The organism is Streptomyces sodiiphilus, assembly GCF_039529215.1.
GTDB classification, from domain to species: Bacteria; Actinomycetota; Actinomycetes; order Streptomycetales; family Streptomycetaceae; genus Streptomyces; species Streptomyces sodiiphilus.
The window spans coordinates 125,594-147,104 of record NZ_BAAAMJ010000012.1; the positions used below are offsets into that span (position 1 = coordinate 125,594).

15 protein-coding genes are annotated in these 21,511 nt (G+C 72.9%); 9 read left to right on the forward strand and 6 right to left on the reverse strand.

Annotation, left to right across the window (positions count from 1 at the left end):
• Window positions 1-183: 183 nt before the first annotated feature.
• Window positions 184-690 (reverse strand): DUF6643 family protein, encoded by a 507-nt coding sequence (locus tag ABD299_RS08440; protein WP_344259973.1) that lies wholly within the window; start codon window positions 688-690, stop codon window positions 184-186.
• A 236-nt stretch (window positions 691-926) separates the two neighbouring features.
• On the opposite strand from ABD299_RS08440, the gene ABD299_RS08445 reads away from it, so the two are divergent.
• From ABD299_RS08445 to ABD299_RS08455, 3 genes are all read left to right on the forward strand, one after another.
• Window positions 927-2,150 carry a TerD family protein gene (locus ABD299_RS08445; RefSeq protein WP_344259975.1) on the forward strand — a complete coding sequence of 408 codons (1,224 nt, stop codon included), beginning with the start codon at window positions 927-929 and terminating at the stop codon, window positions 2,148-2,150.
• 55 nt (window positions 2,151-2,205) lie between these two features.
• A complete protein-coding gene (locus tag ABD299_RS08450) occupies window positions 2,206-3,003 on the forward strand; it encodes a glutamate racemase (protein ID WP_344259977.1) in 798 nt (265 codons plus the stop codon).
• A gap of 70 nt (window positions 3,004-3,073) precedes the next feature.
• The gene (locus ABD299_RS08455; RefSeq protein ID WP_344259979.1) at window positions 3,074-3,559 is read left to right on the forward strand and encodes an NUDIX hydrolase; all 486 of its coding nucleotides are present in this window, start codon (window positions 3,074-3,076) and stop codon (window positions 3,557-3,559) included.
• Between the two features lie 55 nt (window positions 3,560-3,614).
• On the opposite strand, the gene ABD299_RS08460 is transcribed toward ABD299_RS08455, so the two are convergent.
• The gene (locus tag ABD299_RS08460; RefSeq protein ID WP_344259981.1) at window positions 3,615-4,604 is read right to left on the reverse strand and encodes a dihydroxyacetone kinase subunit DhaK; all 990 of its coding nucleotides are present in this window, start codon (window positions 4,602-4,604) and stop codon (window positions 3,615-3,617) included.
• A gap of 253 nt (window positions 4,605-4,857) precedes the next feature.
• On the opposite strand from ABD299_RS08460, the gene ABD299_RS08465 reads away from it, so the two are divergent.
• Entirely contained in the window at window positions 4,858-5,355 is a 498-nt protein-coding gene (locus ABD299_RS08465; RefSeq protein ID WP_344259983.1) for a hypothetical protein, read from the forward strand.
• 48 nt (window positions 5,356-5,403) lie between these two features.
• Here the strand turns inward: ABD299_RS08465 and ABD299_RS08470 are convergent, their stop codons facing one another.
• Window positions 5,404-6,582, reverse strand: coding sequence for an aminoglycoside phosphotransferase family protein (locus tag ABD299_RS08470; RefSeq protein ID WP_344259985.1), 1,179 nt, complete (start codon window positions 6,580-6,582; stop codon window positions 5,404-5,406).
• A gap of 237 nt (window positions 6,583-6,819) precedes the next feature.
• On the opposite strand from ABD299_RS08470, the gene ABD299_RS08475 reads away from it, so the two are divergent.
• Complete coding sequence (locus tag ABD299_RS08475) at window positions 6,820-8,283, forward strand: DNA-binding protein NsdB (protein WP_344259987.1); 1,464 nt, start codon at window positions 6,820-6,822, stop codon at window positions 8,281-8,283.
• Between the two features lie 32 nt (window positions 8,284-8,315).
• Here the strand turns inward: ABD299_RS08475 and ABD299_RS08480 are convergent, their stop codons facing one another.
• On the reverse strand, window positions 8,316-8,942 hold the full coding sequence (locus tag ABD299_RS08480) for a PAS domain-containing protein (RefSeq protein WP_344259989.1): 627 nt from the start codon (window positions 8,940-8,942) through the stop codon (window positions 8,316-8,318).
• Between the two features lie 231 nt (window positions 8,943-9,173).
• Between ABD299_RS08480 and ABD299_RS08485 the strand changes: the two genes are divergently transcribed.
• From ABD299_RS08485 to ABD299_RS08500, 4 genes are all read left to right on the forward strand, one after another.
• Complete coding sequence (locus ABD299_RS08485) at window positions 9,174-10,637, forward strand: HEAT repeat domain-containing protein (protein ID WP_344259991.1); 1,464 nt, start codon at window positions 9,174-9,176, stop codon at window positions 10,635-10,637.
• Window positions 10,638-10,692: 55 nt separating this feature from the next.
• The gene (locus ABD299_RS08490) at window positions 10,693-14,295 is read left to right on the forward strand and encodes a hydantoinase B/oxoprolinase family protein (RefSeq protein WP_344259993.1); all 3,603 of its coding nucleotides are present in this window, start codon (window positions 10,693-10,695) and stop codon (window positions 14,293-14,295) included.
• 282 nt (window positions 14,296-14,577) lie between these two features.
• Window positions 14,578-16,827 (forward strand): ATP-binding SpoIIE family protein phosphatase, encoded by a 2,250-nt coding sequence (locus ABD299_RS08495; RefSeq protein WP_344259995.1) that lies wholly within the window; start codon window positions 14,578-14,580, stop codon window positions 16,825-16,827.
• Between the two features lie 119 nt (window positions 16,828-16,946).
• Window positions 16,947-19,022 carry a SpoIIE family protein phosphatase gene (locus tag ABD299_RS08500; protein ID WP_344259997.1) on the forward strand — a complete coding sequence of 692 codons (2,076 nt, stop codon included), beginning with the start codon at window positions 16,947-16,949 and terminating at the stop codon, window positions 19,020-19,022.
• A gap of 59 nt (window positions 19,023-19,081) precedes the next feature.
• Here ABD299_RS08500 and ABD299_RS08505 read toward each other — a convergent pair whose 3' ends face one another.
• A complete protein-coding gene (locus ABD299_RS08505) occupies window positions 19,082-20,473 on the reverse strand; it encodes a hypothetical protein (RefSeq protein ID WP_344259999.1) in 1,392 nt (463 codons plus the stop codon).
• A gap of 83 nt (window positions 20,474-20,556) precedes the next feature.
• The coding region (locus ABD299_RS08510; protein WP_344260001.1) for a hypothetical protein at window positions 20,557-21,511 on the reverse strand (955 nt) is incomplete at its 5' end.

Sequence of the window (21,511 nt, forward strand, 5' to 3'; positions counted from 1 at the left end):
CGGGCACATGGGATGACCGGATCGGCGGGGGTTTCCACCCGCCCGAAGCATCCGGCGGCACTCCCGTTCACGCCCGCGCGCGGCGGACGACTCCCGTTCCACCCGTTGCCCGGGCAGTGCGAAACGGGTCTTCGCCGGAACACCTGATGACCTCCTTCCCGCGGTGTGTTCCGGAGGGCTTCGTCAGTAGCTGTGGTTCGGGTAGGGCTGCTGCTGGTACGGGTCCGGGTAGGGGTACTGACTGGGGATCTGACGGGGCGGCGCCGGCCGCGGGGCCGCCGGGCGCATCTGCGAGGGCGCCGGGGCGGGCGGTGCCGGTGCCGGGTGGGGCCGCGGGGCGCCCGCCTGCTGGGGCACGTAGGGCGCCGGGGGCTGGGGCGCCGGATAGGGCTGACGGGCGGGGGGCTGCTGGGCGGGGTAGCCCTGGTGCGCGGGCTGGCCGTAGGGGGCGGGCCGCTCCGGTGCCTGGTACGACGAAGGGGCCGCGGGCAGGGCCGGCAGAGCGGGGGGCAGCGCCGGCTGGGCGGGCGTGTGCTGGTGAAACGGATCGTAGGCCGACGGGACGCGGATCGGCGCGATCTGGGGAGTGCCGCGCTCGGCGACCAGACTGTCGTAGATAGGGGTGTCCGGGAAGGGCGGTGGCGAGTGGTAACCACCGGAATAGGAGTAGGAGCCGCGAGGGGAGGTCATACTCCATAAGTTAAGCCCACGATGTGCTGATTGGGGAGTCAGATCAGCGGGTCATTTCAGGCGGTCCGGCCGATCCTGGTGGAACAATACGGAGTAAATCCGAAAAAGGGGACAACATCCCGCCACATGATGTTGTATTGGGGAGGCCTGGAGGAACGGATTGATCAAAGTGGCATAGTGAGTGGGCTCGTTGAGCCGAGCAGCCACCGAAGCCCGATCAGGGGGAGGACCTCATCATGCTCAAAGGTGCGAACGTGCCGGTGCTCGCACGTGCCGTCCGTGTCGAGATCGGGTGGGGCACCGGCCCGGGTGTGCCCGATGTCGACGCCTCGGCCCTGCTGCTGAGCGGCGGCCGTGTGCGCTCCGACGACGACTTCGTCTTCTACAACCAGCCGCGGCACGTCTCGGGGGCGGTGCGGCACGAGGGCAAGGCCCCCGGACAGTCCGCGGTGACCGACTCGCTCGGGGTGGAGCTTGCGGGCCTGGAACCCGGTGTCGAGACGGTGGCCCTGGTGGCCTCGGCCGACGGCGGAGCCTTCGGCCAGGTACCCGGCCTGCACATCCGGTTGCTCGACGCGGACACCGGGGCCGAAGTCGCGCGTTTCGACAGCCAGGACGCGACAACGGAGACCGCCTTCGTGCTGGGGGAGCTGTACCGCCGGCAGGGCGGATGGAAGTTCCGGGCCGTCGGCCAGGGCTACTCCGACGGCCTGGCCGGTCTCGCCACGGACTTCGGCATCAGTGTGGACGACGCACCGGCCGCGCCCGCGCCCCCGGCAGCCGCGCCCGCACCCCCGGCCGTGTCACCCGCGCCTGCCGCCCCGGTGCGGCTGAGCAAGGTCACCCTCACCAAGGAGGCCCCCGCTGTTTCCCTGGCGAAGCAGGGCGGGACCTCCGGCTTCATGCGCGTCAATCTCAACTGGCAGGAGCGACAGCAGGAGTCGATGGGCTGGGCGAAGCGCCTGAGCAAGGCTGTCTCCGGTCCCGTGGACCTCGACCTGTGCGCGCTCTTCGAGCTGGCGGACGGCCGCAAGGGCGTCATCCAGGCGCTGGGCAACGCCTTCGGCTCGGTGCACCAGCCGCCGTACATCCACCTGGACGGGGACGACCGCACCGGCGCCGTCTCCACCGGTGAGAACCTCACGATCAACCTCGACCACGTGCGGGACCTGCGGCGCGTCCTGATCTTCGTGACGGTCTACGAGGGAGCCAGCAGCTTCCAGGACCTGGACGCGACGGTCACCCTCCAGCCCGAGAACGGGGCCGCGGTGGACTTCTCGCTGGACGAGTGCACCGTCCCTTCCCCGGTGTGTGCCCTGGCACTGCTCACCAACGAGGGCGGGGAACTGGTGGTGCGCCGCGAGGCCAGGTACCTCGTGCCCGAGCGGGGCGTCAGCCCTCAGCGCACCGTCGACCAGGCCTATGGCTGGGGCATGCAGTGGACGCCCGGAAGCAAGTGACCGGCGGCCGGGTCCCGGCACGGCGGTGGCCGGGCGCCCGCGTACCCTTGCTCCCGTGAAGATCGCACTGGTCGACTCCGGCATCGGACTGCTCGCCGCAGCCGCCGCGGTTCGGCGGCTGCGGGCGGACGCGTCGCTCGTGCTCTCGAGCGACCCCGCCGGCATGCCCTGGGGTCCGCGCAGTCCTCAGGACATCACCGCCCGGGCGCTGAGCTGCGCCCGGGCGGCGGCTGCCGAGCGGCCCGACGCCCTGATCGTTGCCTGCAACACCGCCTCGGTGCACGCTCTGCCCGCCCTGCGCGCCGAACTGGAACCGCGGGTGCCGGTGGTCGGAACGGTGCCCGCGGTCAAGCCGGCTGCTGCGGGCGGCGGCCCGCTGGCCGTCTGGGCCACCCCGGCCACCACCGGCAGCCCGTACCAGCGGCGGCTGATCCGGGATTTCGCCGCGGGCGTCACAGCCGTCGAGGTGCCCTGCCAGGGGCTGGACGACGCCGTCGAGCGGGCCGACGAGGCCGCGGTGACCGAGGCGGTCCGCGCCGCTGCCGCCCTCACCCCCCCGGACACCCGCGCGGTGGTTCTCGGCTGTACCCACTACGAGCTGGTCGCCGACCTGATCCGGGCGCACCTGGAACCGGTCACCGGCGGTCCGCTCGCCCTGCACGGCTCCGCCGGAGCCGTCGCCGCCCAGGCACTGCGCAGACTGGGCACCGCTCCGGTGTCCGGAGCGGACCCGCGGGCCGCCGGCCCGCGCGACCTCGTGGTGCTCGCCGGCGGCAGGCCGGCGTCCCTGCCGGCCGCGGCCGACGGCTATGCCGAGGGCCGGCTGCTCCGGCCCGGTATCACCACGGTCTGAGGCGCGGGCGCGCCGGGCCGGCGCCCCGGCCTGTGGCAGCCCGCCCTGAGCTGTGGCCTAGGCTCGGTCCATGGCTACTCCCGGCTTCATCCGAGAGCTGCGTGCCGGCATCGGCCACCAACTGTTGTTCCTGCCCGGCATCAGCGCCGTCGTCCGCGACGACGGGGGCAGAGTGCTGCTTGTGCGGAGGGCGGACAACGGCCGCTGGTCGGTCATCGGAGGCATTCCCGAGCCCGGCGAGCAGCCGGCGCAGACGGCGGTCCGCGAGGTGATGGAGGAGACGGCGGTGATCTGTGTGCCGGAACGGATCCTGGCGGTGGAGACCCTCCAGCCCGTGCGCTATCCCAACGGGGACAACTGCCAGTACCTCGACATCGCCCTGGCCTGCAGGGCGGTGGGAGGAACCGCCCGGGTCAACGACGACGAGTCGCTGGAGGTCGGCTGGTTCGCGCTCGGCGCCCTCCCGCCGCTGGAGCGTTTCGCCCTGGACCGGATCGAGCTCGCCACCAGAAGGGAACCCGCGCGGTTCGTCCCCGCGGGCACGCAGTCCCGCTGAACCGTCAGCCGATGGGGACGCAAGGCCCTGTCCGCGAACGCTGCGCCTGTCGCTCTCAGCCGCCCCAGCGCAGAGCCGGAGTGCGCACCGGTGAGTCCCACAGCCGCAGGAGGGTGTCGTCCGCCTGACACAGCGTCACCGAGCAGCCCGCTGTGTCCAGCGAAGTGACGTAGTTGCCGACGAGGGTGCGGGCCACCGAGACCCGCCGCCGGGCGAGCAGCCGGTGGGCCTCGGCCGTGAAGGCGTACAGCTCCAGCAGCGGAGTTCCGCCCATGCCGTTGACCAGCAAGAGCACGGGGCCGCCCGGGCGGAGTTCCGCCAGCAGCCCCTCCACCGCCGGCTCCACCGTACCGGCGGTGCCGGCCCCCGCCTGCTGAACGTGTGCGGGTTCCCCGCCTCCGCCTGCTCCCGGGCCTCCGCCACCGGGCGCGGGCCCGTGGGCGGGTGAGCTCTCCGTGTCTCCGCACGCGCTCGGCGTGATCCGGCAGCTCCGGCAGGAACCGGCCACCCGCCGGGCGAGCGCGGCAACCTGCTCCAGCGAGGCGCCGCTCTCGGCAGCGGCACCGGCGAGCCTCGCCACGAACACCGCGCCGCCGGCTCCCCGGCTTCCCGCGCCCTCCCCGTTGCCCGGGATCGCCATGTCGTCCGCGATCAGTACCGCGTCCACGGCCACCCCCTCGTCCTCGGCCAGCTCAGCTGCCCGGTCGAAGCCGGGTGCCCCCCGGGGGTCGCTGCCGGCCATGAGCAGGACGCCGCGGCCGCTGTCCACCGCGGCCGCCGCCCTGGCCATCCGTCCGGGGAGAGGAAAGGCGAACACCTCACCCGCGCAGGCCGCGTCCAGCATGCCGTGACCGACGAACCCGGTGGGCATCGGCTCGTGCCCGGAACCGCCGCCGGCGATCAGCGCCACCTTGTCCGCCACCGGGGCGTCGCCGCGGAGCACGATACGGTGGGCCGTGTCCACCGTGAGGCCCGGGTGTGCACCGGCGAGCCCGCGCAGCGCGTCCTCGACCACCCGGTCGGCCCCGTTGATCAGCATCTTCACTCGGCTCTCCTCCAGTCGGCCGCTCCGGTTCCCCCGGTGGTGACGGCCCGGCCGGCTCCATGCTGACGCATCATCAGCCCTCCAGCGGGCATCGCCGAGGCGTGGCGGGTCGTGTCGCCCCGGACCGGGCGCGGTGCACGGCACTCCGTCCTGGTGACCCTGTCGGCGGAACCCGTGGCCGGCATGGCCGGGCGGGTCCGTCGACGGCCGACCGCGGGGTCCGCAGGATGGCCGGGCCGCGTACCATGGCGCCATGTCCTTTCTCCGCCGCCGCAGCGCCGCAACCCCCGCCGGGCCGGACTTCGACGTGCTGGCCATGGATCCCGGCGACTGGCCGGGGGTCCTCGGTGCCGGCCTGCTTCCCGCTCCCGACGGGAGCTGCCAGGGCGTGGTGCTGCGCTACGACCTCTTCGGCGGCCGCGGCCCCGCCATGGTCATCGGCAACCTTCCGGAAGGATCGCCGGCCCGTGAGGTCGCCGAGGACGACGTGCCGTTCGAGGTGCACCAGCTCCTCGCCGCCCTCGAACACGACGAGGAGGTGACCGTCACGGGGAGTGAGGACATCCCGGTGATGCACGACGGTAATCTGCTGATCGTGCACCGGATCACCTGCTCGGAGAGCCGGATCTCCTGTGTGCAGTTCGACCGCAGCGACGGGGTTCTGGTGACCATCGCCAGCTGGGACCGTCCGATCACGGACGAGCTGTACCAGTTGCTCAAGCCGCTTCCCGCGGAGATGTTCCAGCAGTAGGGCAGCGTCGGCGCGGCACCCGGGGTACGCGGTCTGCGAAGCGCCCGGTCACCGGGTCCCCACCGCCGCCCGGACAGCCCTGCGGGCCAGGGCGCAGTCGTCCTGCAGGCTCCGCAGGAGCAGGCGCTGCTCCTCGCCCGGGGACATGGCACCCGCCGGGCGGCCTTCCGGATCCGGGCCGGGCTCCGGACGGCGCATGGCCCCGCGCACGGCCTCCTCGCACCGGCGGATCTCCCGGGTGAGGACCAGCATCAGGTTCACCAGGAACGCGTCCCGCCGCTGCGGTCCGCCTTCCTGCGCCGCCTGGCTGATCCGGCGCCGCAGCAGCGGGGCTTCGCCCAGCACGGCCCACAGGGTCGCCAGGTCGTATCCGGGCAGGTACCAGCCGGCTCTGTCCCAGCCGATCAGGACCGGTCCGGTGGGCGTCAGCAGGACATTGGTCAGCAGGGCCTCCCCGTGACAGAACTCCAGCGGCACACCGTGTGCGCCGCGGGGACGGAGGCCGTGCAGCAGCCCCTGCAGGTCCCCGGCGTCCCGGTCGGTGAGCAGGCCCAGTGAGTGGTACCGCGACACCTGGGCCGGGTAGTCCACCGCTTCCCCGAAGGCGTCCTCCGGCGGCTGCCAGCGGTTGAGCCGTATCACCGCTCCCACGACCGCCCGCAGCTCGTGCGCCGGCGGAACGGCGGTCGGATGCCGTTCGGAGGCGCCCGGGCGGCCGGGGACGAAGTCGACCACGAGAGTGCCGTTCGCCGGGTCGGCGGCGACCAGGCCCGGAACTCCCACCGGAGGACGGTGCCGGGCGAAGACGCGGTGGGCGGCTATCTCTCTGCGGCGCCGGTCCGTCCGTGAGGAGACCGGAGCCGCCGACCACTTGGCCAGGACGGCCCGGCGTCCGATGCTTCCGATGACCAGCACGGAGTTGCCGCTCCCCCCGAGCGCCTGGACCGGAGTGAATCCGGGGCAGATCCGCCGCACGGCTGCCAGGGCGCTGCGCAGCCCGGCCCCCGTGGCGCCCGGGACGGCCGGCCGCCGCCCGGCCGGCGATGCCGGAGGCCGGGCCGCCCGGCGCGGGCGCTCGCCCGTGCCCGCGACGACGGTGCTGCCGGGCCTGGCGCCNCGGGCCGCCCGGCGCGGGCGCTCGCCCGTGCCCGCGACGACGGTGCTGCCGGGCCTGGCGCCCGGACGCGGCCGGTTCGGGATGGACACGGGGGAGGGTGCGGGGTACATGGGTGAGCGGGATCCCTTCGTGTGCCGAACGGTTCGCGAAGCACCTCCCCGGCCGGCCCGGCACGGCGTCCTGGGGTGAGCACCGGCTGGGAACCCGGCCGGGGTGGCGCGGTTCTACACCACCCCGGAAGACGGGTGGCACACCATCTGGCGGGGGCTGGCGAAGCCTGGCGAATCGTCGTGGGGCCCGGTGACCCGCGGCTACTGTCGACTCAGCCGAGATCCTGGGGGCTTGACGTGACCAGAGGACCCAATACCCGCCTTGCGGATCTGTTCGGACTCGCCGGGTGGTCCAAGGGAGAGCTCGCGCGGCTCGTGAACCGGCAGGCGGCGGCCCTGGGCCATCCGCAGCTGGCCACCGACACCTCGCGTGTGCGCCGCTGGATGGACGTGGGGGAGATCCCGCGCGATCCGGTCCCCGAGGTGCTGGCATCCCTGTTCACCGAGCGACTCGGCCGTGTCGTGACCATCGAGGATCTCGGACTGAGCCGGGCAGGTGACGCGGAATCCCGGCAGGCCCTCGGCGGGCTGCCCTGGGACCAGCACCGGACAGCCGAGGTCCTCACCGAATTCACGGGAATGGATCTCATGCTCAACCGACGCGGCATGGTGGGCGCGGGAGCCGCGCTCGCCGCAGGCTCTGCACTCAGTGACGCACTGCACGACTGGCTGCTGGTCCGGCCGGACCCGGTCGCCTCCGTGGGGCAGGGAGCGCGGCCACCCGCGGGACCGGCCGGTCTCGACCGGTACGAGGCGGCGCCGGTGGGCTCCGCGGAGATCGAGGCGCTGGAGAGATCCGTCGAGATCTTCCGTGCCTGGGACGCGGCCCGCGGCGGCGGGCTGCAGCGCAAGGCCGTGGTGGGCCAGCTGAACGAGGTGGGCGGCATGCTCGCCTACGACCACCCCCCTCACCTGCAGCGGCGACTGTGGGGGGTGGCGGCGAACCTGGCGGTGCTGGCCGGCTGGATGTCCCACGACGTGGGGTTGGAGCCGACGGCCCAGAAGTACTTCGTGATCGCGGTCCACGCCGCCCGGGAGGGTGGCGACCGGCCGCGGGCCGGGGAGGCCCTCTCGCGCGCTGCCCGGCAGATGGTGCACCTGGGACGGCCCGACGACGCCCTGGACCTGATGAAGCTGGCCCGGTCCGGCTCCGGGGACGAAACCCTGCCGCGTACACGCGCGATGCTGTGCACCGTCGAGGCGTGGGCACAGGCGTCGCTCGGCCGGGGGCAGGCCATGCGGCGCACGCTGGGCCGCGCCGAGGAACTCTTCGTCTCCGACCGGGGCGACGTCCCGCCGCCCAGTTGGATGCAGATGTTCGACGAGGCGGACCTGCACGGCATGCAGGCGCTGGCCTACCGGACCCTCGCCGAGCACGAGCCCGGCGTGGCCCGGACCGCGGAGCGGCACGCCAAACGGGCCCTGGAACTGCGCGGAGAGGGCCGCCAGCGCTCCAGCACCCTGGATCACATCTCGCTGGCCTCGGCCTGTTTCCTCGCGGACGACCCCGACCAGGCGGACCACTACGCCCGGCTGGCTCTGCTCACCATCGGCGAGACCTCCTCGCACCGGACCTGGGACCGGTTGCGGGAGATGTACCGTCTCACCGGCCGTTACGCCGACTGCCCACAGGTCGGGGAACTGCGCGAACGGATCGAACTGGCGCTGCCGGCCGCCGCCGCGGGCGGTCCGAGGGCCTGAGGCGGCCGACGCGTCTCCGGGGTACCCGGATGTCAGCGGCCGCCCCGGGCGAGCGCCTGCTCCCGGCCGGCCCCGCCCACCCGCTGGAACACCGCCCGCATGGCGACCGTCCCGCCGTCGGCGTCGACGACCGGCTCGGCGGTCATCCGTACGGTCCGGCGCGTTCCGTCCGGTCCGTTCACCCGGTACACGCACTCGGCGGGCCGGCCGTCGACCAGACAGCCGGTGACCGCCGCGGTGAGCAGGGGCTGGTCCTGCGGGACCAGCAGGGAGGGAAGCTCGTCCAGGGTCAGCGGCCCTTCGCGGACCGGCCTCCCGAGGACCGCGAACACCTCGTCGGACCAGGACACCCGGTCGGTCAGCAGACTCCAGTGAGCGGTGCCGTACGGCCCGGCGGGCAGGAGGGGGCCGGCATCCGGCGCGTCGACGGGGAACGTGCTCCGTAACCGTTCCAGCCTCCTGGCGAGGTCGTCGAGGCAGCGCACGGTCGCGCTCCACTCGGCGCGCCGCCCACGGCGGAGGCGGCCGGCGGCTTCCTCGTCCCGGTGGGCGGCGTCCACGTCCTCGCGCATCCGGCGGGCCCGCGCGACGAGACCCTCCAGGACATCCCGAGGGGGGAGACCACTCGCCGGACGATCCGGATAATCTGAGGAGAGCATCACTGATCCCCGTGCTGAAGCGGACCTGCTGGGCCCCGGCGGGGCACGCCGGGGCCGGGGTCCGGATGACATCGGACTGTTGCACAGCCTGGTACGGACTGTAAGGGATCGAGTGAAGCCGCCCATCGCCGTTGCTGGAGACCGGATCTGCGCCACCACGTTGACCAGCGGAAACAGCCTCGGAGGGAAATCCCGTTGCCAGCCTGATCCAGGGGACGGATGCTGACTCATATGTTCGCCAGTCCCGTCGAAACAGACATAGCGCCCAGCGGCTCGCTGCTCGGGCTGCTTCAGCGAGGACGGGGTGACGGGGCGCTGCACGCGCTCGCGGCACCGCGCGCGGAAGCCCTCGCCGCGCTGGAGCAGTGCGTCCTGCGTGACCCCCGCCGGGACTGGCGGATGGAACACCGCTCGCTGTACTACGCACGGCTGCACCGGGACCTCGACGCGGGCCTCGAGGCCGTGGAAGATCACCTGTTCCATCCCGACGACACCAGGGACAGCGACGGAACGGATCCCGAGGAGGTGGAGGAGGAGCGCACCGGCCTCGCCCTGTCCGTACTCGGGCACCTGGCGTCCTACAAGAACACGGAGGCCCTGCGGCTGCTGCGCCGTTACGCGGCCACCGGCGCCAACTGGCGGTGGGCACTGGACGAGCTGGCCGTCAGGGACAGCGATGAGGCCCTGCGGGCCCTGGGGCCCCAAGTGCTGGAGCGCTTCCCGCGCACTCCGGACGGCGACGCCGCCCTCGCGGCAGCGCTGAGGGACGCTTTCGAGCCGCGCCCCTGGCGGCTGTGGGCCGAGGACGGGCAGCGGCCCGGACAGCGTGCCAGGCTGGAGCGTGCCCGGCAGGAAGGATCGTTCGACCGCTGGCAGCGCCAGCTGCGCCCGGCCCGGCCGCAGCCCGGCTGGAGCGTGGACTCCGTCCTCGACTGGGCCGTGGAGGGGTACGAGCGAGAGCCGAGGCAGTGGCGCGAGGCGCCTGCGGCCCGATGTCTGGGAGCGGTCGCCGGCCCCGCGGACCGGAACCGGCTGCTGTCCGCCGCCGCCGGCGGCCACCCCGCGGCCCGCGCCGCCGCCCTGCGGCACCTCGCCGAACGCGCGGACGACGCCGTCGTCGGGCTCATCGGGACGGCCGCCGGCGATCCCGACCCCGATGTCTCCCGTGCCGCGGTGACCGCCTTCTCCCGGATGCGTCACGACCCGCGCGCACTCGCCGCGGCCCGGCAGTGGGCCGGCCGCGCCGACGATCTCGGCTTCGCCGCGGCGGCCATGCTCGCCGGGCTCGGGGATGCCACGGACGCGCCCCGGGTTCTTGCCGCGCTGCGCCGGGCGGTGCGCACGCTGGGGGCACAGGCCCCCCAGCTGCTGCCGTTGACCGAGGGAGTCGGACGACTGACGGTCGCCGCGGCGGCACCCGTGCTGCGGTACGTGTACCGGGAGACCGCGTCCTCCCAGCTGAGGGGACAGGCGGCCCGGTCCCTCGCCTCCGTCGACCCGGACTTTCCCTCCGGGCTGGCGGTGGAATGCCTGTGGGACTGTGAGGAGTCGACCAGGGAGGTCGCGGCGCGCTTCGCCGCCACCGGCGACGAGCGTGTCGTGGAACGGCTGCGCCGTCTGGCGGCCGACCCCGCGGAACGGGACGGTGTGCAGACAGCCGTACGCGGCCGGCTGGCCGGCCCTGCCGGGAGATGACACCGCAACGGCGGCCGGAGCCGGCCGTTCCGGGCGCACCTGGCACGATGTCGGGATGACGACCGGGCGCTGGGAATTCTGGATCGACCGAGGCGGAACGTTCACCGATGTCGTGGGCAGACGGCCGGACGGCCGGCTGGTGACGGCCAAGCTTCTCTCGCACGACCCGGGCCGCCGCACCGACGCGGCCGTCGCGGGCATCCGCAGACTCCTGGACGTTCCGCCGGACGAGCCGGTGCCCGCCGACCGGATCGACATCGTGAAGATGGGGACCACGGTGGCCACCAACGCTCTGCTGGAGCGCAGGGGCGAGCCGACCGTCCTGGTGACCACGGCTGGTTTCCGGGACGCACTGCGGATCGCCTACCAGAACCGCCCGCGCCTGTTCGACCGCCACATCGTGCTGCCCGAGAGCCTGTACGACCGGGTGATCGAGGTACCCGAACGGGTCGGGGCCGACGGGGAGGTGGTACGGCCCCTGGACGAGAGGGCGACTGCCGAGGCGCTGCGCGCGGCCCACCGGGAGGGGCTGCGCAGTGCGGCCGTGGTGCTGCTGCACGGATACCGTCACCCCGGACACGAGCGACGGGTCGCCCTCCTGGCCCGTGATGCCGGCTTCACGCAGGTCAGCACCTCCCACGAGGTCAGCCCACTGATCAAACTGGTACCCCGCGGCGACACCACCGTGGTGGACGCCTACCTCTCGCCCGTGCTGCGCCGTTATGTCGAGCAGGTGGCCGCCGAGCTTCCCGGAGTCCGGCTGATGTTCATGCAGTCCAGCGGCGGGCTCCGCGAGGCGGCGCATTTCCGGGGAAAGGACGCGGTGCTCTCCGGCCCGGCCGGCGGCGTGGTCGGCATGGTCCGCAGCTGCGCCGAGGCCGGCCACCACCGGGTGATCGGCTTCGACATGGGCGGCACCTCCACCGACGTGTCGCACTGCGCCGGTGAGCTCGAACGGGTCTTCGGTACGGAGGTGGCCGGGGTCCGGATGCGCGCCCCGATGATGGACATCCACACCGTCGCGGCCGGCGGCGGCTCGATCCTGCACTTCGACGGCTCCCGCTACCGGGTCGGCCCGGACTCCGCGGGCGCGGTGCCGGGCCCGGCCTGTTACCGCCGTGGCGGCCCGCTTGCCGTCACCGACGCGAATGTGATGCTGGGCCGGATCCAGCCCGCGCACTTTCCGCAGGTCTTCGGTCCGGCCGGTGACCAGCCGCTGGACGCCGCCACCGTCCGCGAGCGCTTCACCCGGCTGGCGGAGGAGATCGCAGAGGCGACCGGAGACCGTCGCAGTCCCGAGGAGGTCGCCGCCGGGTTCCTGGAGATCGCCGTACTGAACATGGCCAACGCGGTGAAGAAGATCTCCGTCCAGCGCGGGCACGACATCACCCGGTACGCGCTCGCCAGCTTCGGAGGCGCGGGCGGCCAGCACGCGTGTGCCGTCGCCGATGCGCTGGGCATCGACACCGTGGTCGTGCCGCCGCTGGCCGGCGTGCTGTCCGCCTATGGCATCGGGGTCGCCGACGCCACGGCTCTGCGGGAGCAGTCGGTGGAGACAGAACTGACCGAGGCGGCGCTGCCTGCCCTCGACGATGTCTGCGACGCCCTTGCCGGGCGGGCCCGCGCGGACCTGCGCTCCGACGGCATTCCCGATGCCTCGATCACCACGGTCACCCGCCTTCAGCTGCGTTATGCCGGAACCGACGCGGCGCTGGCCGTCGGCCGGGGCACACCGGAGGCGATGAAGGCGGAGTTCGAAGCGGTCCACCGGGCGCGCTACGGCTTCGTCATGGACAAGCCGCTGGTCGCCGCGACCGCGGTGGCCGAGGCCGTCGGCCGGGCCGGGCCGCACCACACGCCCGTTCCCGGGCCCGCGGCCGGCGGTTCACCCCCGGTTCCGGCCGACCGGGTGCGGATGCACACCGGCGGCGAGTGGCGGGAGACCCTGCTCCACCGTCGGGAGGACCTGCGCCCCTCGGACACCGTCGCCGGCCCGGCGCTGATCATCGAGGCCGACGCCACGACGGTCGTCGACGACGGCTGGCAGGCCGCCGTGGGGGACCGCGGGCATCTGCTGCTCACCCGGATCCGCCCGCGCCCGCGGACCGTGGCTTTCGGCACCGGTGTCGACCCGGTGAAGCTGGAGGTGTTCAACAACCTCTTCATGGCCGTCGCCGAGCAGATGGGCGTCCGGCTGGAGAACACCGCCCACTCCGTCAACATCAAGGAGCGGCTGGACTTCTCCTGCGCCCTGTTCGACGAGGACGGCAATCTGATCGCCAACGCACCGCACATCCCGGTGCACCTGGGGTCGATGGGCGAGTCCATCAAGGAAGTGCTGCGCCGCAACGCGGGCAATATGCGCCCCGGTGACGTCTACGCGGTCAACGATCCCTACCACGGCGGCACTCACCTCCCGGACGTCACCGTCATCACCCCGGTCTTCGCCGAGGACGGCGCGACGCTCCTCTTCCTGGTGGCCTCCCGCGGCCATCACGCCGAGATCGGCGGCATCACCCCCGGTTCGATGCCCGCCTTCAGCCGGACCGTGGAGGAGGAAGGCGTGCTCTTCGACAACTGGCTGCTGGTGCGGGACGGGATGCTGCGCGAGGCGGAGACCCGCGAGCTGCTGGCCGGCGCGCGCCACCCGTCGCGCAGCCCCGACGCCAATCTCGCGGACCTGCGGGCCCAGATCGCCGCCAACGAGAAGGGCATCGCGGAACTCCGGAACATGATCGAGCAGTTCGGCCTGGAGGTGGTGCACGCCTACATGCGCCACGTCCAGGACAACGCCGAGGAGTCGGTGCGCCGCGTGGTGCCCGCGCTCCGGGACGGCACCTGGCGATACGAGACGGACACCGGCGCGGTCATCCGGGTCGCGGTCGGTGTGGACCGGCGGTCCCGGAGCGTCGTCCTGGACTTCACGGGCACCTCGGCCCAGCTGCCGGGCAATGCCAACGCCCCGAGCTCGGTGGTCATGGCCGCCGTCCTGTACGTCTTCCGGACCCTGGTCGCCGACGACATCCCGCTCAACAGCGGCTGTCTGAAGCCGCTGGAGGTCCGCATCCCGGAGGGCTCCATGCTCTCCCCCGCCTACCCGGCCGCCACCGTGGCGGGCAATGTGGAGACCTCCCAGGCGGTGACCGGTGCCCTCTACGCCGCCCTGGGCGTGCAGGCCGAGGGCTCGGGCACCATGAACAACATCACCTTCGGGAACGACCGCGTGCAGTACTACGAGACGCTGGCCAGCGGCTCGGGGGCGGGCGACGGGTTCGACGGCGCGGACGCCGTGCAGACCCATATGACCAACTCCCGCCTGACCGACCCGGAAGTCCTCGAGTGGCGGTACCCCGTCCGGGTGGAGGACTTCCGGATCCGCAGGGGCAGCGGCGGCGCCGGCCGGTGGCGCGGGGGCGACGGGGTCGTGCGCAGGCTCCGCTTCCTGGAACCGGTGACCGCCGCGCTGCTGACCGGGCACCGCCGGGTGGCGCCGTACGGCATGGCCGGAGGACAGCCCGGTGCCCTCGGCCGCAACGCCGTCGAGCGTGCCGACGGCACGGTCGAGGAACTGGCCGGCTGCGACACCGCGGAACTGGCGGCAGGGGACGTGCTCGTCGTGCACACACCGGGGGGCGGTGGGTACGGCACGCCCGGCTGACCGGGCCCCGGTCCCCCTCCGGCCGGACCGGCGCCGCGTGCGGGGCCGGGCCCGGGCGGGTTGAATGGAAGCCGTGACATCTCCCGAGCGAGGAGAGCGGTGAGCGTCGACCATGCAGTCCTGGGACGGTGGCAGCCTGCCGGGCGGGGGCACCACGGTGTTCGTGCTCGACCGAGGCGCCGTCGTGCTCGCCTGCACACCGGGTGCCGAGGAGCTCACCGGGCTGCCGGTGTCCCAGCTCATCGGCAGTTCCATGCCGGACCTGTTCACCGTCCCCGAGGTGTGGCCCGTCGTCCCCGGCGGGAGCGGCGGCCGGATCCGCAGCCGCTGCGCGGCACGGGGAGCCTGCGGCGGCTCACCGGGACTCCCCTCGAAGTGTACTTCGAGATCCTTCCGCTGCCCCCGGGCAGCCAGGCCTGCGCCCTCGTCACGGTCATGCCCGCGGCCCTGGCCCGTCGGCGGCAGGAGGACCAGGCTCTGGTGCGCGCCCTGTTCGCGCAGCGCAGGGTCGGCATGGCCATTCACGACACCGAGATCAGGATCGTCCGCGTCAACATCACCCATGATGTCCCCGCGTGGGAGGAGAGCGCGCGGGCCGGGATCACCCCGCGGGTGCCGCTGGAGCTCGTCATGGTCCCGCGGGACGCACAGGCGGTGAAGGAGCAGCTGCGCCGGGTCGCGGACACCGGTGAGCCGCTGATCGACTGGGAGCACTCCGCCCGCCTCCTGGACTCTCCGCAGCGGGAGCGGGTGATCTCGGTCTCCGCCTTCCGGCTGCAGGACGAAAACGGAGCCCTCATGGGGGTCGCGGCCGTCTTCACGGATGTCACGGAGCAGCACGTCGCGCAGCGGCGGCTCTCCCTGCTGTACACCGCCTCCCAGCGGCTGGGCCGCAGCCTGGACACCGTGCGCAACTGTGAGGAACTGGCCGGCGTCCTGGTACCCGGGTTCGCGGATCTGGCAGCCGTCGATCTCACCGATGAGGTGGTCTCCGGGGACGAGCCGGGGGATTTCGTCTCCGGGCGGAGCCTGCTGCGCCGGGTCGCCACCGTGCCGGACGACGGCTGGCCCGGCGAGATCTACGGGACCGGGGACACCTTCCCCTTGCGGGAGCTGGAGAGCGAGAAGCTGCGCGAGGGCCGGGTCCTGGTCGTGGCCGACCTGGCCTGGCTGCGCGCCCGCCTGGCCAGTGACGAGCAGCGGTCCCGGCTGGTGCTGCCGGGCCGGGCGGCCTCGATGATGGTGGTGCCGCTGCGGGCCCGGGGTCTGGTGCTCGGCGCCCTGGTGCTGTGGCGCACCGCCGAGCGCGCGGCCTTCGACCCCGGTGACGCCGAGCTCGCCCAGGAGGTCGCCTCGCGGGCCGCGCTGAGCGTGGACAACGCCCGCCGCTACACCCGTGAGCACCGCACCGTGGAGACGCTGCAGCGCAGCCTGCTGCCGGAGCCGGTGACAGAGGTCAGCGCGGCGGAGGCGGCCGGGACGTATGTTCCGGCCGGAACCGCGGCGGGCATCGGCGGCAGCTGGTTCGACGTCATCCCGCTGTCCTCGGCCCGGGTGGCCTTCGTGGTGGGCGACGTTCCGGGGCACGGGCTGGCGGCAACCGCCACCATGGGCCGCCTGCGCACCGCGGTGCAGACCCTGGCCGATCTCGATCTCGCTCCGGAGGAACTGCTGGCCCGTCTGGACGATCTCGCCCTGCGCCTGTCCGAAGCGGCGGACCCCGCGGCCGGCAGCGGGATCCAGGGTGCCTCCTGCGTCTACTGCGTCTACGACCCGGTCACCGGGTGCTGCACCGTGGCCGGTGCCGGCCGCCCTCCGCCGGTGTTCGCCCGGCCGGGGGAAGGCAGCGCGGAGTACGTCCCCCTCAGGCCGGGACAGCCGCTCGGCGTGGACGGCCTGCCGTCCGAACAGTACGAGGTGCGGCTCCCGCCGGGCAGCGTCCTGGCGTTCTGCACCGACGAGCTCGTCAAGCAGGCGGGAGGAAGCACCTCCGACGGCATGGAGCGGTTGCGCGTCAAGGTGGGCGCCGCCGCGGCCGCGTACGCCGCTCCCTCCGAGATCGCCCGGGTGGTGCTCGGCGATCTGCTGACCGGTGAACCGCCGGCCAATGACGTCGCGTTGCTGGTCGCCCGGGTGCGGTCACTGCCGGAGGGATCCTCCGTTGCCTGGGAGTTCCCGGCGGACCCGGCCGTCGTCGCCCGGACCCGGGACCTGGTGCTGGGACAACTGGCGCAGTGGGGCCTTGAGGAGCTCTCCTTCAGTACCGAACTGATCGCCAGCGAGCTGGTCACCAACTCCATCCGGTACGCGGGTGGTCCGGTGGGGTTGCGACTGATCAAGGACGAAACGCTCATCTGCGAGGTTTCCGATCCCAGCCAGACACAGCCGCACCTGCGCCGGGCCAGGCCGACCGACGAGGGCGGTCGCGGACTGTTCCTCATCGCACAGCTCGCACACCGGTGGGGCAGCCGCTACACACAGACAGGGAAGACCATCTGGACCGAACAGCTCCTGCACGGAGCGGAGGCATAGACCGGCATGGCTCCCGAAGGCCGCGCGGCCGCGCGGGTACCCGTGGCGCCGGGCGCGGTGCTGCCGCCCCGCCGTACCCGGTCCGGCCGGAACGAGCGGCAGGGAAGGAGGTGGCGGGCATGAACCCGGAAGAACCCGGGAAGCTGGTGGGCGGCCACGATCCGCAGGGCATCAGCGCGGCACCCAGCAGCTTGTTCGACCTCATCCGGGTCGCCGCCTTCGTCCTGGACGCGGACGGCCGCGTCGTCCTGTGGAGCCCGGAGGCCGAGCGGCTGCTGGGATATCCGGCCGAAGAGGCACTGGGAGAGCTCGCCGGGGGCCTTCTGGTGGACCGCGAGCACATGCCGATGGTCCTGGAGTGGTTCGGCCAGGTGCGGGCCGGGGCGAGCTGGGCGGGTGTCTTTCCGGTCCGGCGCAGGGACGGGACGCTGCGGCCGGTGGAGTTCCGCAACATCCGGCTGCGCGATGTGCGCGACAGGGTGCACATTCTGGGGCTTGCCACCGACGCGGACACGGTGAACCGCCTGGAGACGGATCTGGCACTCTCGAGCAGCCAGGTCAACCAGTCGCCGGTCGGGCTGGCCATGTTCGACACCGCGCTGCGTTTCCTGCGCGTCAATCCCGCACTGGAACGGATCTGCGGCCTGGGCGCCGACGCCATGGTGGGGCACCGCGTGGGGGAGATCCTGCCCGAGGTGGAGGTGGACTCCGTGGAGCGGGCCCTCCGCCACGTCCTGCGGACGGGGGAGCCGCTGGTGGACTGGCGGACCGTCGGCAGGACGCCGGCCGACCCAGTGGCCGAGCATGTCTGGTCGATCTCCTACTACCGGGTCCACGACGCGGCGGGCCGCACGCTGGGTGTCGCCACGTCGGCCATCGACGTCACCGAACGCGAACGGGTGACCGCCGAGGTGATCCAGGCCAGGGAACGCCTGGCGGTCATCGCCGATGCCGGGGCCCGGATCGGGACCACCCTGGACCTGGACCGCACGGCCCGTGAAGTGACCGAGGTGGCGGTACCCCGGCTCGCCGACCTGGCTGCGGTGGACGTGCTCGACTCCGTTCTCACCGGAGAGATCACCACGGCCCTGCGCACCGACGGCACCGCCCGCTTCCGGGCCCTGGCGGTGGAGGTCAGGGACGATGCCGAGGGGGCCGCGGCGGCTGCCGACCGTGTCGGCGAGCTGGCCTCGTATCCGCCGAACCGGCTTCTGACGCAGTGCGTCCGTGAGGCCCGCCCGATTCTGGTGCCGGAGGTGGACTCACGGATGCTGGGGCGTATCGCCAGGGACGAGTGGGCCGCCGCCGAACTCAGGCGTCAGGGCATCCATTCCTACATCGCCGCCCCGCTCGTCGCCCGCGGTGACGTTCTGGGCACCGTCTCTCTGGTGCGCACGCGCAACCCCCGGCCGTTCGACGACCAGGATCTCACTCTGGCCGCCGAACTCGCCGCGCGTGCCGCGACCTGTGTCGACAACGCCCGGCTCTACACCCGGGAGCGCACCGCGGCGCTCACCCTCCAGCGCAGCATGCTCCCCCGCCCGCCCGGGGGCAGCCACGGAATGGAGATCGCCTCCCGCTACCTCCCGGCCGTCAGCGAGGTGGGTGGCGACTGGTTCGACGTCCTGCCGCTGGAGAACCGCAGAGTCGGCCTCGTCGTGGGGGACGTGATGGGCAAGGGCGTGCGGGCGGCGGCCATCATGGGGCAGCTTCGCACGGCCACCCGGGCATTCACGCGCCTCGGGGTCCCCCCGGCACGACTTCTGGGGTATCTCGACGAGATCGTGCTGTCTCTCGGCGACTCCATCGCCACCTGCGTCTACGCCGTCTGCGATCCGCCGCGCGCCCGCTGCGAGTTCGCCGGCGCCGGTCATCTGCCCCCCGTCATGATCAGGCCTGACGGCATTGCCCGGTTCGTCGACCTGCCCGTCGCCCCGCCGCTGGGCGTGGGCGGGGTTGCCTTTCTCAGCCGCAGTATGCCGCTGGCCCCGGGAACCACCCTCGCGCTGTACACGGACGGGCTGGTGGAGGACCGCCGCGAACCCATCGACACGGGGCTGGAGGAGTTGCTGCGTCTGCTGGAGGGACCGCAGCGGCCGCTGGAAGAAATGTGCGACGCGGTGCTCCGCTCGCTTCCTCCGCTGCCCAGCGACGACGCGGCGCTGCTGCTGGCCCGTGCGGCCGGCGAGCAGTGAGGTGACCCCGGTGCCCGGGCCTGCCGTTCCCACCCGTACCGAGGCCACCCTGCATGCGGTCACACCCTGGCGAGGTCCTCCCACCGGACACCGTCGTACCGGCCGGCCTGCGCCAGGAACGTGTCCAGTTCCTCCAGCGTGAGCGGGGAGGGCATCGGGTGGCGCTCGGAAACCTTCCGCAGGGCGGTGTCGTAGCCGGCGTACTGGGCCATGTCGCGCGGATGCTCCCCGGGCCGGAGACCTGCGAACCGGCCGCTGGTCCGCGCCATGGCCAGAAGTTGCCGCCACTCACCGATGCTGGGCAGCCCTACCGCCTCCACGCCGTTCTGGAACAGCGTCAGCAGGATCTCGTCGAAGGGCCCGCTCCGCCGTAGGTAGTCCTCCAGCGCCCGGTAGGAGTCCTCGGTGTTGAACGTCATCCAGAACGGGATGGAGCCGGTGCGCAGCACCCACCACGGCTCCATCACGATGAAGGACTCCACGAACAGCCGGCGGGCCTCGATACCCCTTTGCCCGTACCACCAGCGGTACAGATCGGCGACGAGCGGGCTGGGCGACTCCGGCTCCTCGAAGACCACCCGGCGCACCCGGTAGCCGTTCTCCCGGGCGAACCGTTCGATGTCCTCGCGGAGGGCCGGCTCGAAGCCCCATTCCGCCTCCGGCGCACGGCCCTCCGGCTCCGGCCCGTACCACCGGCGCACGGGAGAGCCGTAGCGCTCCAGGTATTCGGCGACGCGTTCACCACCGTGGTGGAACTCCTCCTCGGTGGCCCCGCCCACGGCGCCGTGCTGAAAGTGGTGACGTGGCCCGAGCTCGGTCGTGCCCCAGGTGCGCGCGCACTCGGCGATCACGATCGTGCCGCCGGGCTCGAGTCGCTCCGACAGGAACCGTTCGTACCCCGGACCGAGCGTGCGGCGCTTGTACCGGAAGTAGGTCAGGGCCCGAACCATCAGGCGGTCCTGGTTGGCGTCGTGCATGTGGTGCAGCTGGATGTCCGGGTTGGCCCGCAGGAGAGCGCGTCCCGGCTCGATGCCCTTGATCATCGCCCCGGACGGGTCGTCGGGGTGGACCCGCTGGCGCACGGGGATGAAGAACGTCTGCGGCAGCCAGGGGATCCCCAGAGCGGTCCACAGATGGGTCAGAGCGCCGCTGGAGGAGCCGACGGCGACGGCCGGGTAGCGGCGGTCGGGGTACTCGTCCAGGACCCATCGGGACACGTCCTCGACATCGATCCGCTCCACCGACCGGGGGCTGACCGTCTCCAGAGCACCGCTCGCGATGAAGACACGCTCACGGACTCTGGCCGGCAGCGCCCGAGTCGATCTGACGAACGGCTTCAGGGCCGGGGACTCCCCCAGCGCGGGAAAACTCTTGCCGTGCAGAAAGGCGGCGTTGGCCCGGAGCATCGCGGACGCGGAATCGAAACCGGCGAGAAACCGAGGAATGGACATGTCGAACCTCCCTCGTCACCGGGTCTCCCGTGAACCCGGAGGCAAACCATGCATTCTTCACATGAGTGGAGGAAAAGCGCGCTTCAGGCGTCGTGCGGCGGAGTGCCGAACGGCCGGGAGAGGGTGGCGCCCCAGTCCCGCCAGGCCGGGCACGGAAGCGGTGGGCGGTCGTCCAGGAAGCGGTTCACCTCCTGGTAGAAGCCCGGCCTGATCGGCAGGTAGGGGTGCGGGACCCTCATCGGACAGACGTTGCGGTCCACGGGCAGACGCCATCCGCCGGGCATCAGTGGCAGGTCGGTCGCCGAGGTGACACTGAAGGAGCGGACCTCCTGCGGCAGTGGCAGCGAGAGGATCGAGGCCGCCGAGTCGGGGGTGGCCAGGAGCTCCCGGGCCGCGGGAGCGTCCGGGTCGAAGTCGAAATCGACGAGATCGGCCAACGGGACCAGCAGCCTCAGCAGGTCGCCGGCGACTTTGCCCTCACCGGAGTGATCCACCGGTGGGTAGCCCACCGGTGTCTGGGGGAAGGGGCCGATCAGCAGCAGGACGTCCACCTCCGGAGCCAGGTCCTCCGCGACGGCCTGCCAGGCCACCCACACCGCATGCGAGTGTCCCGCCACCACCAGCGGCCGGGGCAGCTCGCGCACCTGCGCGGAGAACGCCTCCACCTGCTCGCGGAAGGGACGCTGGGTGTCCTCGGGGGCATACGGGGTCCCGGTCCTGATCGGACACGCCGCCACGCCGCGCGGCTGCCCGGCCCCGGGGCCGGCGTAGGAGAAGTAGAAGGTCTGCTCGCAGGAGTAGCCGAGCACGCCGGTGTCCGTCTCGAAGATGGCGCCCTCCCCGGACGCGGAGTTGATGCCGGACATCAGCAGGACCGACCCCGGGCGGGCCTCCGCCGGAGGGCCCGCGTCGGGTGCGTCCCTGGTGAGGACGAACACGGTGGCGGCCTCGGCGAACGCGGTGGCAGCGGCGGCCAGGCGGCGGCCCGGCCGCGCGCGCGGCGGCCGGGCCAGGGCCGTGGCGGCGGCCGCGGTCGCC